12 protein-coding genes are annotated in these 14060 nt (G+C 63.5%); 7 read left to right on the top strand and 5 right to left on the bottom strand.

Going from position 1 to position 14060, the window contains the following annotated elements:
* The first annotated feature begins 66 nt into the window (after window positions 1–66).
* The gene (locus EV679_RS08420; RefSeq protein ID WP_242611447.1) at window positions 67–1047 is read left to right on the top strand and encodes a potassium channel family protein; all 981 of its coding nucleotides are present in this window, start codon (window positions 67–69) and stop codon (window positions 1045–1047) included.
* Between the two features lie 155 nt (window positions 1048–1202).
* Here EV679_RS08420 and EV679_RS08415 read toward each other — a convergent pair whose 3' ends face one another.
* From EV679_RS08415 to EV679_RS08395, 5 genes are all read right to left on the bottom strand, one after another.
* A complete protein-coding gene (locus EV679_RS08415; RefSeq protein WP_130486958.1) occupies window positions 1203–2390 on the bottom strand; it encodes a branched-chain amino acid ABC transporter permease in 1188 nt (395 codons plus the stop codon).
* 40 nt (window positions 2391–2430) lie between these two features.
* Window positions 2431–3366: a branched-chain amino acid ABC transporter permease gene (locus EV679_RS08410; RefSeq protein WP_372726477.1), complete on the bottom strand. Its 936-nt coding sequence runs from the start codon at window positions 3364–3366 to the stop codon at window positions 2431–2433.
* Window positions 3367–3511: 145 nt separating this feature from the next.
* The gene (locus EV679_RS08405; RefSeq protein ID WP_130487100.1) at window positions 3512–4285 is read right to left on the bottom strand and encodes an ABC transporter ATP-binding protein; all 774 of its coding nucleotides are present in this window, start codon (window positions 4283–4285) and stop codon (window positions 3512–3514) included.
* 5 nt (window positions 4286–4290) lie between these two features.
* The gene (locus EV679_RS08400; RefSeq protein ID WP_130486956.1) at window positions 4291–5079 is read right to left on the bottom strand and encodes an ABC transporter ATP-binding protein; all 789 of its coding nucleotides are present in this window, start codon (window positions 5077–5079) and stop codon (window positions 4291–4293) included.
* Between the two features lie 24 nt (window positions 5080–5103).
* Window positions 5104–6327, bottom strand: a complete 1224-nt coding sequence (locus EV679_RS08395) for a substrate-binding domain-containing protein (protein ID WP_127773777.1) — start codon at window positions 6325–6327, stop codon at window positions 5104–5106.
* Between the two features lie 254 nt (window positions 6328–6581).
* On the opposite strand from EV679_RS08395, the gene EV679_RS08390 reads away from it, so the two are divergent.
* The 6 genes from EV679_RS08390 (at window position 6582) to EV679_RS08360 (ending at window position 13968) form a co-directional block, all read left to right on the top strand.
* The gene (locus EV679_RS08390) at window positions 6582–7241 is read left to right on the top strand and encodes a TetR/AcrR family transcriptional regulator (protein ID WP_068368177.1); all 660 of its coding nucleotides are present in this window, start codon (window positions 6582–6584) and stop codon (window positions 7239–7241) included.
* On the top strand, window positions 7238–8011 hold the full coding sequence (locus EV679_RS08385; RefSeq protein WP_068368178.1) for an enoyl-CoA hydratase/isomerase family protein: 774 nt from the start codon (window positions 7238–7240) through the stop codon (window positions 8009–8011). The genes EV679_RS08390 and EV679_RS08385 overlap by 4 nt, the downstream gene beginning before the upstream one ends.
* Window positions 8012–8060: 49 nt before the next feature.
* Window positions 8061–10544, top strand: a complete 2484-nt coding sequence (locus tag EV679_RS08380; protein WP_130486955.1) for an NHL repeat-containing protein — start codon at window positions 8061–8063, stop codon at window positions 10542–10544.
* 61 nt (window positions 10545–10605) lie between these two features.
* Entirely contained in the window at window positions 10606–12153 is a 1548-nt protein-coding gene (locus tag EV679_RS08375) for an acyl-CoA synthetase (protein WP_130486954.1), read from the top strand.
* Entirely contained in the window at window positions 12137–12988 is an 852-nt protein-coding gene (locus EV679_RS17830; protein WP_242611446.1) for a MaoC/PaaZ C-terminal domain-containing protein, read from the top strand. Before EV679_RS08375 ends, EV679_RS17830 begins: the two co-directional genes overlap by 17 nt.
* The gene (locus EV679_RS08360; protein ID WP_165390000.1) at window positions 12985–13968 is read left to right on the top strand and encodes an alpha/beta hydrolase; all 984 of its coding nucleotides are present in this window, start codon (window positions 12985–12987) and stop codon (window positions 13966–13968) included. Before EV679_RS17830 ends, EV679_RS08360 begins: the two co-directional genes overlap by 4 nt.
* The last annotated feature ends 92 nt before the right edge of the window (window positions 13969–14060 follow it).

Below are 14060 nucleotides of genomic sequence, written 5' to 3'. Positions count from 1 at the left end.
ATCAATCCAGCATCTTCCCGAGTCAATCCGCCATTTTCCCCGTCCCCGGCCATTCTGGCTACTCTCATGCCGTACAAGCGGCTGCCATCCCCTCGCGCATCCGGCTTGAGGCAAGAACCCGCCAACGGCGCAACAGACTGGCGATGGCAGCGAATATCCGTTACTTTTGCGCATTACCAGCCTCGCCTGGGGCGGCTTTCCCTCCCGCCGGCCGCTAGAACCATTGTTGGCAGAATGAATAACACTGAATCCCGCTGGAAGTATCTGATGGCCCGCACACTGAATTTGCTCGGTGTGCTGGCCTCTCTCGTCCTGATCGTCAGTATTTCCTTCGAAGCATTTTCCAATTCCGCATTTACCGGCGACACCATTTACACCAAGATTCAATTGGGTGTTTGCCTTTATTTCCTGCTGGATTTTCTCCTGCTATTTATCATCGCCCGGGACCGGCTGAAATTCTTTTTCAAGAATTTTGTCCTGATTATTCTTTCCGTCCCCTATTCTTATCTCATCACGCGATTCTCGCTGGATTTCTCCAGCGAGGTGCTCTACCTGTTGCGCTTCCTGCCCATCATCCGCGGCGGTGCGGCACTCATCATCCTGGTGCAGATGGTGGTCAGCAATCGGGTATCGGGGCTTTTCATTACCTATCTGGCAATTTTCTTTTCCATTACCTATTTCGAAACGCTGATCTTCTACGTCTTCGAAGCCGGTATCAATCCCTTGGTGAAATCCTACCCCGATGCACTCTGGTGGGCCTCGATGACCGTCACCACCGTCGGCTCCAACATTATCCCGGCCACCACCATAGGCAAAATCTGTACCGCCACGCTGGCCGTGGTGGGCATGACGACCTTCCCCATCTTCACCGCCTACATCACCTCCGTCATCCACAACCTGAACGACAGGCAAAAGAAAAGACAACTGGCCGAAAAACAGGCTGCCTACCAACAGGCCACGGCTGCGGCCCGGCAGGCCACAACACAAGTCACTACTCAGGCCACCGCCGCTGCTCAGCCGCAGAACCTGCCCGCGCCACAGGGCTAACGGGTCAATGCCAACGGTTCGCTGATGGCGGAGTATGGCCCCATGCTTTCGGGTTGTCGCACGCCACAGCGCCTGCCATTACGGCAAGCAAACATTCATGATTTTTCTGTGTCACGCCAGGGCGGCAAAGGCCATGCCTGCCATGCCCTGGCGCCTTACCGCTGGCTGCCGCTATCGCTGTCCGTGCGCCGGCTGCGGCGGCGGGCCGCCCGCAAGCGCAACTGCCCGGCAATACCGGCGGGAAAGAAATACACGCTCAGCACGAACAGTACGCCGAACCAGAGCAGCCAGCGTTCCGGCGCAGCCAGGGCCGCCACAAAAGAGTCTGCGGGCAAGGCCACGGCGATCGCCCTGAGCACGTCCTGCAAATAATTCTGCGCCAGCAGGAATGCCACGACGCCAACGACCGAGCCATACAGGGTGCCCATGCCGCCGATGACACACATCAGCAGGATAAAAACCATCAACTCGAAATTCAGCGTATTTTCGGGGTTGACGTAGCGGTTGAACAAGGCGAACAAGGCCCCCGCCAGACAGGCCAGCAAGGAGGCGAAACAGACTGTCGCCGTGCGGTAGAGTACCGTGCGGTAACCCAGCGCCTGAGCCCGGAATTCATTCTCCCGGATAGCCTGCAGTACGCTGCCAAACGGGGAATTGACCATGCGCAGCAAGCCCAGGAACACGATGACACTGGCGCCGAAGACGATGTAATACATCATGACCCTGCCCGTCAGCCGCACCTGGAACACGGCATTGCGCACGGCATCGACCCAGCCTGCATCGCCTGCCAGCCAGGCGCCCAGGAAGCGTCCGGGGCTCCAGCCATACAGCACTGCGTCACTGACGCGCCAGGCCGGCCCCAGTTCGCGAGGCACCTGCACGCGCAGGCCATCTTCGCCGCCAGTGACAGCATAAAGCTGGTTGACCAAGCTCAGGAAGGCAAATGCCACGGCCAACGTGACCAGGGCGAAGAAGATGGCCTTCACGCGCAAGGACAGCAAACCAAGCAGCAGCGACAGCACCAGCGTCAGCAATAAAGCCAGTGCCAGGCCGGTGAACACAGCGCCGAAGTTGCTGCCATGGGCCCCCAGGGCCATGGCCACGCCATAGGCGCCTATGCCGAAGAACATGGTATGGGCGAATGAAACGATATGGGTATAGCCCAGCATCAAGTCGTAGGACGCCACCACGATGATGAAGATGCAGATCATCCCCATCATGGTGAAGGCCCGCGTGCCATCAAACAGCAAGGGGCCGAATGCCAGGCAGCACAGGATCAGAAGCAGCAGCGCGGCCAGTGCGCGGCTACGCGGAAAATCGGCAGACAACAGGTTTTGCAGCATATACCCCCCATAACCACAGACCGGTGCGCGCCAGGCCTGGCTAAACCTTGATGACCGGAATCAGCCCCTGCGGCCGCCACATCAGCACGGCCACCATGAGCCCGACCGTTGCCACCGCCGCCAGCCGGGGTTCGAGGTAGCCGACATAAAGATTGATCAGCCCCACCATGATTGCGCCGTAAAAGCAGCCCCGTATCGAACCCAACCCGCCCAGGATGATGACCACGATCACGGAAATCATCAGTTCATCACCCATTTGCGGAAAGATGATTTCGCGATACATGGCCCACATGGCGCCGCCCAGGCCGGCCAGCGCCGAACCGGCGATGAACACGCCCAGGAACAGCAAGCGGATGCGATAGCCATGGATTTCCACCATTTCACGGCTTTCCACCCCGGCCCTGATCAGGATGCCCAGCCGCGTGCGCTCTATGACCCAGCGCAGCCCGGCGTATACCGCCAGACCAACCACCACGGCTGCCAACCGGTATTTTTCCAATGCCATCCCGCCGATCACCACGGCGCCACGCAGCACTTCCGGGCGCGGCACCGGAATTTCCCTATGGCCCCAGATCACTTCTATCAATTCAAAAACGATGATGGCGCCACCCACGGTCATCAGAATCTGCTTCAGGTGGTCGCCATAGACCGGCCGGATAACCAGCCGTTCGAATACCAGGCCCAGCAGCCCGGACAGCAATGCGGCAAACCCCAGCGCAGCCAGCACGGCCAGCAGATTGGCCGCCGCCGAGGTGCTGCGCGCCGCATCGGCCAGCCACATGCCCAGCACCGTCATTCCCGCGAACGCCCCGACGGAAATAAAGGCGCCATGGGCCAGGTTGAGTACATTCATCAGGCCGAACGTAAGGCTCATGCCCGAGGCCATCAGGAAGACCATGGCCCCCATCGCCAGGCCGCTGATGGTCAGCACTACCCAGGTATGCCAAGGCATCAAGGCCAGGGGAACCAGCAGCATCAGGCCCAACAGGAAAACCGGAGGATGGGCTGCCGGCAACTGCAGCAGCTGGCGCCAGGACGCGCGGTCCGGGCCATCCGGCCCGGCCTGGGCCGCTGGGATTGCGCCACGGGTATCGGGTACAGGCATGCTTTGCCCCCTATCGCTATTGATGCGCCCCCAGCCCAAGGCCCAGCAATTCATGCTGCAGGGCCTCGTCGCTGGCCAGCGTTGCCATGCTGCCGGTATGCACGATGCGGCCGTCATTCATGACGGCAACGGACTGCCCCAGACGGCGCGAGAAATTGAAATTCTGTTCAACCAGCAGGATGGAAACCTGCTGTGCCTTGAGCTGCTCGAAGGCCTCGGCCAGATCATTGATAATGGCCGGCGCCAGGCCTTTGGTCGGTTCATCCACCAGCAGCAGTTCGCGCGGTTCGATCACGGCCCGCGCAATCGCCAGCATCTGTTTCTGCCCGCCCGACAGATTGCCTGCGGGCCGGTCCCAAAACTTTTTCAGTGGCGGAAACACGCCCAGTATCCAGTCCAGGCGGTCCGCATCCATGGCGCCGCCGATAGCCGCCAGCACCAGGTTTTCACGCACGGTCAGCATGCCAAAAATGCCCATGTTCTCCGGGACGAAGGCAATACCCCGCCGTGCAATGGCCGGTGTCGCGACCCCTTTGAGGCTTTGCCCCCGGAAATTCAGCTCGCCTTGCGTGACCGTCGTGAGGCCCATGATGGTGCGCAGCGTCGTGCTTTTACCCGCGCCATTGCGCCCCAGCAGCACCGTCAACTCGCCCTTGGGCACGAGCAGGTCTACGCCATGCAGTATGTGGTATTGGCCAATATCGGCATGCACCCCGGCCAGGCTCAGGATGGGCGCCCCGGCGTCGCCTTGTACCGAGGGCGTAGCTGACTGCTTGCGGTCGATCGGCATCGTGTTCATGCCGCCTCCACGCTGGCGCCCAGATAGGCTTCCTGCACCAGCGGCGAGGCGATCACGGCGCCCGGCTCGCCGTCGGCGACCAATTGGCCGTTGTGCAGCACGACAATCCGGTCCGCCAGCGCGCGCACTACGTCCATCTTGTGCTCCACCAGCAGGATCACCTTGTTCTGACTCCGCTTGATCTCGGCAATCAAATCAAGGATCACCGGCACCTCGTCCACGCTCATGCCGGCGGTCGGCTCGTCGAACATGAAAACCTCCGGTTCCAGCGCCAGCATCAGCGCCACTTCCAGCTTGCGCTGGTCGCCATGCGACAGGCCGGCGACCGGCGTATCCGCGCGATGGGCCAGATTGACCTGTGCCAGATACGCCGCGGCACGCTCGCTGATATCGCGCCGCCGTGCCGTCATCTGCCAGAACACATGGCCGATGCGGTAACGCGACGCCACGGCCAGGCGCACGTTTTCCTGCGCCGACAGGCTGGGAAAGAGATTGGTCAGCTGGAACGCCCGGCCCAGCCCCCGGTCGGCGCGCGCCGGTGCGCCCAGCGCGGTCACATCTTCGCCCTGTACTAGCACGCTGCCGCTGGTGGCGCGCAACTGGCCGGAAATCAGGTTGAACCAGGTCGTTTTGCCTGCGCCATTCGGACCGACAATGGCTGTCAGAGTGCCCCCATGAAATGCACAGGACACGTGGTCCACGGCCGTATGGCCACCGAAGCGGATGGTCAGGCCACGGGTTTCCAGAACGGGAACTGCTGGGCTTGCGCCGTGACTGCGGGTCATGTTGAAGCTCCCCTGAATACCAAATCAGCGAGCGTTGCGCACCGGAATCTTCATTTCCTCCAGCGGAATCTCACGTATCAGCACCGGCACCCCGGCCGTTACCGCACGGTCGGCAAACCAGTCCTTGCGTTCTTCGCGCTGGATGCGGAAGTGATACATGGATTGCAGCGCCTGATGGTCTTCCGGACGGATCAGCATCTCGCCTTTGGGCGTATCGAAGCGCAGTCCCGAAAAGGCCTTCAAGAGATCCTCGGTATCACTGGAACCCCCACTTTTCTGCAAGGCGGCAACAATCGCCATGGCCTGAGCGAAACCCTGCGTCGTAAAGAAGTCCGGTGCGGCCTGGTAGCGCTTGAAGTGCTCGGCGACAAACCAATCGTTGATCGGGTTGTCGGGAGATTCAAAGTAATAGAAACCCGCGCCTTCCATGCCTTCCAGGTCGGCATACGACACCAATGCCGGCAGGATGTTGCCGCCGGCCGCCAGCCGGATGCCATGGCGCTCCGGTTGCAGATCCTGGATGCGGGCCAGCGGGCTGGTCGCGCCGGCCCAGATGGCGAAGATGAATTTTCCTGCGCTGCAATCCGTGCGATCACGCAGGGCCCCGAACAAACGTTGCGCCGCAGCAGTAAAATCGGTCGCGTCAGTCGGCAGGTATTCCTCATGCACCAATTTGCCGCCGGTAGGTTCCAGGGCTTCGCGGTACGCAGCCACGCCATCCCTGCCAAACGCATAATCCTGGGCGATGGTAGCCACACAAACGCCAGGCTTGCCCAACGCCACGGCGTTGGAGACAGCATCCTGCGAAGAATTGCGCCCGACACGGACCACATAACGGTTCCAGGCCGCCCCGGTAATGGCATCGGCGACCCCTTCGGGCATGATCACCCGTTCATATTCTTCAGCGATGGGAAGGGTCGCCAGTGCCACACCGGAGGCCACGGGGCCGACGACAATATGGGCGTCATCCTCGGCATAGGCCTCCTCCACCAGCGTACGGGCACGCGCCGGGTCGCCCTGGCTATCCTTGCTGCTGAGGACAATCTGCCGGCCAGCCGTTTCCATGCTGCCCTGCGTGGCATACTCGAAGCCCATCTTCATGCCGGTGCTGAGTTGTTGGGCATAAGCCGATAATGGGCCGGTAAAGTCGGTAACATGGACCACGCGAAAGGGATCGGCGGCCCAGGCACTGCCGTTCAGAACGAAAGCCCCCAGCAGTAGCGCGGCACGACAGGACAGGCGTTTCATGGCGAATCTCCTCGGTGGACTATCCGGTGCCGGCTGACAATTCTGCCCAGCCTGCGGCAAACAAGAAAAACATGAATAAGTAGTCATGTTTATTTTGAATGACTTATCTTTTTTGCATTCCATCATGCGAAGAGCGACTTAATCTACAAGGGAAAACGCCAATGTTTTGCCATATGAACGCAGCTTGACTCCTGATTGAACAAGCTTTAGCTTTTATGACTACCGATTCATGTTTCATATTTAAAGACCGATACATGGCCGACTCATCCCCTCAGCCTGAAGATACCCAGGCAGCTTCCACGGTGCGGGAATCCCCAGGCACCCCGAAAACGGCGCGAGGTGCCCGCACTCGCGCGCAGATCCTGCGCGCAGCGGAATCGACCATAGGTACGCTGGGCTATCACCGCGCCGGCATCAGCGATATCACCCGTGCCGCCGGCGTGGCGCAAGGAACGCTGTACTGCTATTTCTCCGGCAAGGAAGAAATCCTGCGGGAACTGGTGCGCGATATGGGCCGTGAAGTTCGCGCCCATCTTGCCGCCGAGACACTGCATGCCAGGGATCGCCTGGAAGCCGAGGAAAAAGGCCTGCATGCCTTCCTGAAATACCTGATGGAACACCCTTCGCTATACCGGGTGCTGCAGGAGGCGCAATCCGTCGACGAATCCATCTATCGCGAATATTACGAATCCTTCGGCCGCGGCTATGTCCGGCTACTGTCCGATGCCACACGCAAGGGAGAAATCCGCCCCGGCAACGACGAGATACGAGTCTGGGCGCTGATGGGCATGGCCCATTTCCTCGGCTTGCGATATTCCATCTGGAAGCAGGACATGCCATTTGAAGCCATTGTAGAAACCATGAGCGGCATGTTCCGCCACGGACTCGCGCTGGACCGCAAGGAGAAACCATGAGCCAGGAACTGGTACTGACCAGAATCCATGCCGGCATCGCTGAGATCCGGCTGAATCGTCCCAACCGGCACAATGCACTGGTGCCCGCGCTGCTGGATGCCTTACTGAAGGCCCTGGACGATGTGCGCGCCGACGAACCGCGCGCCGTCGTGCTGGCGGCCCAGGGCCGTTCGTTTTCCAGCGGGGGCGATGTGGCCGGCTTCAGCAGCGTGCCTCGACCGGAGCGCCGCGCCTATGCGCGGCATGTCGTGGGTGCGCTCAATGAGGTCATCCTGACGCTGTTGCAACTGCCCTGCCCCACCATCGCGGCGGTACAAGGCCTGGTCACCGGTGGTTCCGCCGGCCTGGTGCTGGCTTGCGACCTCGCGGTGGGCGGGCCCGACACCTCTTTCGCCCCCTGGTACACGGCCGTGGGTTTCAGCCCGGATGGCGGCTGGACCACCTTGATGCCCGAGCGCATCGGCCGTGCCCGCGCCCTCTCCGTACAGTTGCTCAATGAGCGCCTGGAAGCGCCGGAAGCCGCCAGGCTGGGCCTGCTGCACCAGATGGCGCCGGATACCGAAAGCGTCCTGCCTCTGGCGCACCAGATTGCCACGCGCATGGCTGCCGGCCGCCCCGGCAGCGTGCGCCACACGCTCGAACAGGTGCGCCCGGACCCGCAAACCGTCGCCGCTGGCCTGGCGCGCGAGCTGCAACATTTCCTGGAACAGATTGATACCGATGAAGCCGCACGCGGCATGCAGGAATTCCTGGGCCTGAAACGCCGCTGAGCCGCCAGGCAAGGCATACGGCCCGTCCTGCAAAACGAGGAGACACCCCATGCTGTGGAAAAAACGTGTGCGACTGTACCGCTGGCGCGTCCTGATATTCGGCGCCCTGCTGCTGCCCGGCCTGCCGGCTCACGCCTTCCAGACTTTCGCCGATGAAGACCGCAGCGCCGATCTGCTCGGCGAGAGCGCGCATCAGCGCTACCAGTTCAACACCCCGACGACCGTCACCTACGACCCCGACACGCTGGGCAGCAACCCGGCCGAGGCACGCATCTATGTGGCTGACATGGGTAACCACCGTATCCAGGTGCTGGACCTGAGCGGTCGCAGCATCGGCACGCTGGACGACGCCGATACCCTGCTCGCCAGCGACAGCCCCGCCAGCAGCGTGCCCGGCATACAGGCGCCACTGGGCATCGCCTTTCTTTCGCGCAGCGAAGCCGAGGACGAACGCCTGGCTGGCCTGTATGTCAATGACGTAGGCCGCCACCAGATCCTCTTTTTCCGTACGGTGGCCGATAACGCCGACACCTTCCAGTATGTCACCGCGTTCGGCACGCCGGGCAGCGGCGCTGGCGATGCCCTGCAGATGCCGCGCAACGTGGTGATCACGCCGCAAGGCTATATGGTGGTTTCCGACGAGTTCAATCATCGTATCAAGGTCTTCCGCCTCGACCCGGACCAGGGTTACCAGGCCACCCTGCTGCAGACACTGGGCTGGCAGGACGCCAGCGGCCACCCTGCGGGTGCCGGCCCCATCATCCGGGGCACGGACCGCGACTACGGCACGCCGTCGTCCAATTACGACGACTACGCCGCCGCGCCGGAAAAGCGCGACGGCTTCCGCATTCCGCAAGGGCTGACTTACTACCGTGCGCCGTCCGGCGCCACCTATATCTACGTGGCGGACAACGGCAACAACCGCGTCAAGATTTACCATTTGGATGCCGCCAGCGGCCAGCTGACCCTGCTGGACATGATCGGCCGGCTGCGCGACGCCGGCAATGCGGTCGACCACCTGAAACGGCCCCGCGGCGTGCGTACGGATGCCCAAGGCAACCTGTATATCGCCGATACCTACAATGGCCGCATCCTGCGGCTGCCGAACCTGGCCCAGCCCGGCGAGGCCCATGCCGTGCGCTACCGTGCCAGCGGCGCCGACGATGCCCGCGCCACCTGGGTATACGGCCACCTTGGCATTCACCAGGTGGAAATGCGCAGCCCAAGCGCCGCCGCCAACGAAGACGCGGCTTTCCAGCTGCCCAATGATCTCGTGCCGCTGGTCCGTCCCGATGGCAGCATCCAGCGCGAAAACATCTGGTCCTGGGGCATGCTGTACACCAATGCACGCGTGCACCTGGTCAGCGACAGCGGCAATAACCGGATCAAGAAATGCTGGACCAATGATGCCGGCACCAGCCTGCTGCGCTGCTCGGTCTCGCGTGGCGTGGGCACAGTGGCGGATAACGAATTCTGGGGCTATCCGCGCACCCTGCCCGGCCAGCTTCATTCCGCCAGCGGCATGGCCTGGCTGCCGTCCAGCCAGCGCCTGCTGGTCAGCGATACGCCGAACTCACGCATCAACATCTATAACGCCGCCGGGGTCTACCAGGGCCGTTTCACTGGCACCGATATCAGCCTGGGCGTTACCGGCATCGGCAGCTTCCGCGACCCGGTCTTTGGCGATGCCGTGGCGGTGCTGGTCGGCGCCGACCTCACCCTGCCCTGGCCCTACAGCGGCAACAGCAGCCTGCGCATCTACGACGCCGGCGGCTCCCTGCGCCATATATTCAACCTCAATACCCGCACGACCGGCCTGGGCGTCCCGGCCATCGGCCTGAGCAACGGCAACTACCCGGTCTCGGTCTCCGTCCGGCCCCAGACTGCCACCGGCCGCCAGCACGCCATTTACATCAGCAGCTTTTCCAATCTGGTCTGGCGTTTCGATTACAACGCTTCCAGCGGCAGCCTGACGCGCATCTGGCACAGCGGCGGCGCCGACAGCGCCAAGGGCAACGACCTGGGCGCGAGCTGGAACCTGGGCCCGGCGTTCTACGAGCAGGGCCAGCCTGGCAGCTTCGACCAGATTGGCAGCGTGCTGGCTCTTGGTGACCGCGTCTATGTGACCGACCGCCGCAACCAGCGCATACAGGCGCTGGCCCCCGCCACCGGCGCTCTCATCGGGCAGGTCGGCATCGGTGGCGGCACCTATGACCATCCCTCCAGCCTGGACCCGCAACGCTTCTTCCTGCCTGCCGGACTGGCCCACGATGCCACCCGCGACGCCTTGCTCGTGGCGGACGGCTTCAACATGGTGGCACGCGCCTGGCACAACCCGGATGGCGTCTCGCCCGACGGCAACGGCCTGATCTCGCCCGCCTACCTGGGCCACTGGCTCAACCCCGCGCTGGGCACCCGCGCCGGCGGCATGTTCGATACCGAACTGATCACCTCGGGCGGCGACGCCGTCTATGTGTTCTCCCTGATCAGCAACCGCATCACGCGCTTCGACTGGAACGAACTGCAGCCTTGAACACGGGGCGGCTCCTGCCATGCAGGCCGCCCGGCCCTTTCATCCATTCCCCGGAATACGCATGAACATGTTCGACTTGACTGCCCGGCGCGCCCGCCTGGGCCCGGACCGGCTGGCGCTGGAAGATCTGGCCGACGGCACGCGCTACACCTATCGCGAACTCAATGAACGTGCTGCCCGTTTTGCGGCTGCCGCCGTGGAACACTGGCGCCTGTCGCCAGGCGCGCGCGTGGCCTGGCTGGGCCATAACCGCGCCGAATTTTTTGCCATGCTGTTCGGCTGCGCCAAGGCTGGGCTGATACTGGTGCCGCTCAACTGGCGCCTGGCGGTGCCGGAACTGGAAGTCCTGCTGCAGGATTGCCAGCCGGAGGTGCTGATCCATGGCGGTGAATTCACTGCCGTCGCCATCCAGCTGGCAGCGCGCCACCCGGCGCCGCTGACCCTGGTCAGCCTGGATGGCGCTGCTGGCGCCGCCACCGATGCTGCCGCCAATGCCCGCGACTACGCCGCCGACCTGGCCGCCGTCACCCCGGGCCCGCACCCCCATGCCGACCGCGATCCCGACAGCCCCTGGTACCTGCTCTATACCTCGGGCACCACCAGCCGTCCCAAGGGCGTGATCCAGACCTTCCGCATGATGATGGCCAACTACCTGAACATCGGGCTGGCCGTCCGTCTGAGCGCGGATGACGTCCTGCTTAACGTGCTGCCGGTATTCCACACGGCCGGCATCAATCTGTATTCCTCCGGTGTGCTGATGCTGGGCGGCACGGTCCTGGTGCAGCGCAGCTTCGATGCCGGACAGGCACTGGAGATACTGAGCCAGCACGCCACCCTGTTCTTCGGGGTCCCCGCCATTTACCAGGCCCTGCTGGCCCATCCCGGCTTCGACGCCACGCGCCTGCAACGTGTGCGCTCCTGGAGCTGCGGCGGCGCGGCCATGCCGGCTGCCGTCTCGCAACGCTATGCCGACGCGGGCATTCTGGTGCGTACCGGCATGGGCATGACCGAAGCAGGACCGACCGTCTTCCTGCTGGATGAAGATCAGGTCCTGCGCAAACCCGGCGCAGCGGGCAGACCGCAACTGGTCACCGAAGTGCGCATCGTCGACCGTAACGGCCGCGATGTCGAGCCGGGCGAGGCCGGCGAACTGCTGGTGCGCGGCCCCGGCGTCACGCCCGGTTACTGGCAACGGCCCGATGCCACGGCGGAAACCATGCTGGAAGGCGGCTGGCTGCGTACGGGCGACGTGGCGCGCTGCGACGAAGACGGCGACTACACCATTGTCGACCGCTGGAAAGACATGTTCATTTCCGGCGGTGAGAACGTGTACCCCGCCGAAGTCGAAGCCGTGCTGCTGCAGCATCCTGCCGTCGCCGAAGTGGCCGTTGTCGGCATGGCCGACGAACGCTGGGGCGAGGTCGGCCATGCCAGCGTCGTTATCGCCGACGGCGCCGACACGCCGGACGCCGAAGCGCTACGGCGGTTTTGCCGCGAACGCCTGGCCGGCTACAAAGTGCCGAAAGTCTTCCAGGTCCGCGAAGCACTGCCCCGCAACGCAATGGGCAAAGTTATCAAACAGGAGCTGCGCGATGCCGCCCGTCACTGACCTTGCCACCATCGTCCATCCCTTTGTCCTGACGCAGCAGGATTTCAACCGCTTCGCCGACCTGAGCGGCGACCATAATCCCATCCACGTAGACCCCGCGTTCTCTGCCCGCACGCCCTTCGGCGGCACGGTCTCGCATGGCATGCTGCTGTTCAGCCGCCTGCGCGGGCTGCTGGCCCGGCACTATCCCGGCCAGGCTTTGGCGAACCAGACCCTGATGTTTGCTGCACCCTGCTATGCCGACGAACCCCTGACCCTGGCCCTGACGCCGGCCCCTGGGCCCGACGGCGCGGACATTGCACTGCAGGCGGAGGTCCGCAAGGCAGACGGCCGTCTGGGGCTGAGCGGCACCTGTACCCTGCGCGCAGCGGCTGACGCAAACGCCGCGCCAGCCTTGCCGGCAGACAGCAGCACGCCTTTGCAGGCCCCGCCGCCCCTCCCTTCCAGCGCGGCGCCTGCCGCAGGCCTGTCACGCTACCTGGACTTGCGCCCGGGCGACAAAGCCAGCCTGGAACGCTGCTACACCCAGACAGACATTGCCAACTGGACCGCACTCGCGGACTACCCCGGCCTGCCTGCCACGCTGCCCGAACCATTGATCCCCGCACTGTTTTCCTGCCTGCTGGGCGAAGAACTGCCCGGCCATGGCACCAACTACCTGAAACAATCGCTGCAGTTCCTGGCGCCAGCCCGGGCCAGCGAACTGCTGACGGCCAGTGTAGAGATCAACCGCCTGCGCGCCGACAAGGCGCTCGTCAATCTGCGCACCCGCTGCACCGGCGCCGACGGACGCCTGCTATGTCACGGCGAAGCGCTCGTCCTGTTTCGCCAATGACCCATCTGCCCCCAGCCATCGCCGACCTCATCCGTCCTGATACTGTCTTGAAGAGCACGCCGCCCCCCGCACTGGCCACCTGGCTGGCACAAGCCAATCGCGCAGCGACACAGGCGCGCGAACGCGGCCTGCCCGACAGCCCTCAGGCGGCCCGTGACGGCCTGGCTTCCATGACCCGCCGTTTTTGCGGCACGGGCCCGGCCATGGCCTGGGAACGCGACATCACAGCAGGCCCGGAAAACACGCCGGTGCGACTCTACGACCCGGTTCCCGACCTCCCCAAGCCGGTCTGCGTCTACCTGCATGGCGGCGGCCATATGGCGGGCAGCGTGGCGGTCTACGACCCGATCTGTCGCCGCCTTGCCGCCGCCGGCAATTGCCTGGTGGCTGCGGTGGACTACCGGCTGGCGCCCGAATATCCCTACCCGGACGGACTGACCGACTGCCTGGGCGTGCTCGTACACCTGCAGGAGGCGCTGGACGCGGCGGGCTGCCTCACAAACGGCCATCTGTCCCTGGCGGGCGACTCCGGCGGCGGCGCGCTGGCCGCCACCCTGGCGTCACTGCTGCGCAGGCATCAGAGCCTGCGGCTGGACCGCCTGCTGCTGGTTTATCCGAGCCTGGATTACACCCTGCCGGCCTACCCTTCACTACAGGAAAACGGCACCGGCTATTTGCTGGAAACCAGCAAGATACGCTGGTACTTCGATCACTATTTCCAGCAAGGCGAAGACCGCCGCCAGGCTTCGCCGCTCTACATGGGCATGGATGGCCTGCCGCCCACGCTGGTCATCACCGCAGGCCTGTGCCCGCTGCGCGACGAAGGCCTGGCCTACCTGCAGCAGCTGCGGCAACACGGCATCCCATGCCAGCACCTGCATTTGCCAGACATGATCCATGCCTGCCTCAATCTGCATGAACTGGTGCCCGAGGCCTGCGAGCGCATTTATCAAACCATGACAGACTTCATGCACGCCTGAGCCTTGGCAGGCCAGGGAAATCGCCGATAATAGCCCTGCCGTCCGGCGCCCAATTTCCCGCCCTGCCAGGATGGCTGTGGCGGGCCAGCCCT

This window comes from Kerstersia gyiorum (assembly GCF_004216755.1).
Classification (GTDB): Bacteria; Pseudomonadota; Gammaproteobacteria; order Burkholderiales; family Burkholderiaceae_B; genus Kerstersia; species Kerstersia gyiorum.
The sequence above is the reverse complement of the archived record's forward strand: the minus strand, read 5'-3'. Positions and strand labels throughout refer to the sequence as shown.

Bases quoted from the DNA above. Each gene is read 5' to 3' on its own strand.
- EV679_RS08420 (WP_242611447.1), top strand. From the start codon at position 67: ATGCCGTACAAGCGGCTGCCATCCCCTCGCGCATCCGGCTTGAGGCAA.
- EV679_RS08415 (WP_130486958.1), bottom strand. From the start codon at position 2,390: ATGCTGCAAAACCTGTTGTCTGCCGATTTTCCGCGTAGCCGCGCACTG.
- EV679_RS08410 (WP_372726477.1), bottom strand. From the start codon at position 3,366: ATGCTGCTGGTTCCCCTGGCCTTGATGCCTTGGCATACCTGGGTAGTG.
- EV679_RS08405 (WP_130487100.1), bottom strand. From the start codon at position 4,285: ATGCCGATCGACCGCAAGCAGTCAGCTACGCCCTCGGTACAAGGCGAC.
- EV679_RS08400 (WP_130486956.1), bottom strand. From the start codon at position 5,079: ATGACCCGCAGTCACGGCGCAAGCCCAGCAGTTCCCGTTCTGGAAACC.
- EV679_RS08395 (WP_127773777.1), bottom strand. From the start codon at position 6,327: ATGAAACGCCTGTCCTGTCGTGCCGCGCTACTGCTGGGGGCTTTCGTT.
- EV679_RS08390 (WP_068368177.1), top strand. From the start codon at position 6,582: ATGGCCGACTCATCCCCTCAGCCTGAAGATACCCAGGCAGCTTCCACG.
- EV679_RS08385 (WP_068368178.1), top strand. From the start codon at position 7,238: ATGAGCCAGGAACTGGTACTGACCAGAATCCATGCCGGCATCGCTGAG.
- EV679_RS08380 (WP_130486955.1), top strand. From the start codon at position 8,061: ATGCTGTGGAAAAAACGTGTGCGACTGTACCGCTGGCGCGTCCTGATA.
- EV679_RS08375 (WP_130486954.1), top strand. From the start codon at position 10,606: ATGAACATGTTCGACTTGACTGCCCGGCGCGCCCGCCTGGGCCCGGAC.
- EV679_RS17830 (WP_242611446.1), top strand. From the start codon at position 12,137: ATGCCGCCCGTCACTGACCTTGCCACCATCGTCCATCCCTTTGTCCTG.
- EV679_RS08360 (WP_165390000.1), top strand. From the start codon at position 12,985: ATGACCCATCTGCCCCCAGCCATCGCCGACCTCATCCGTCCTGATACT.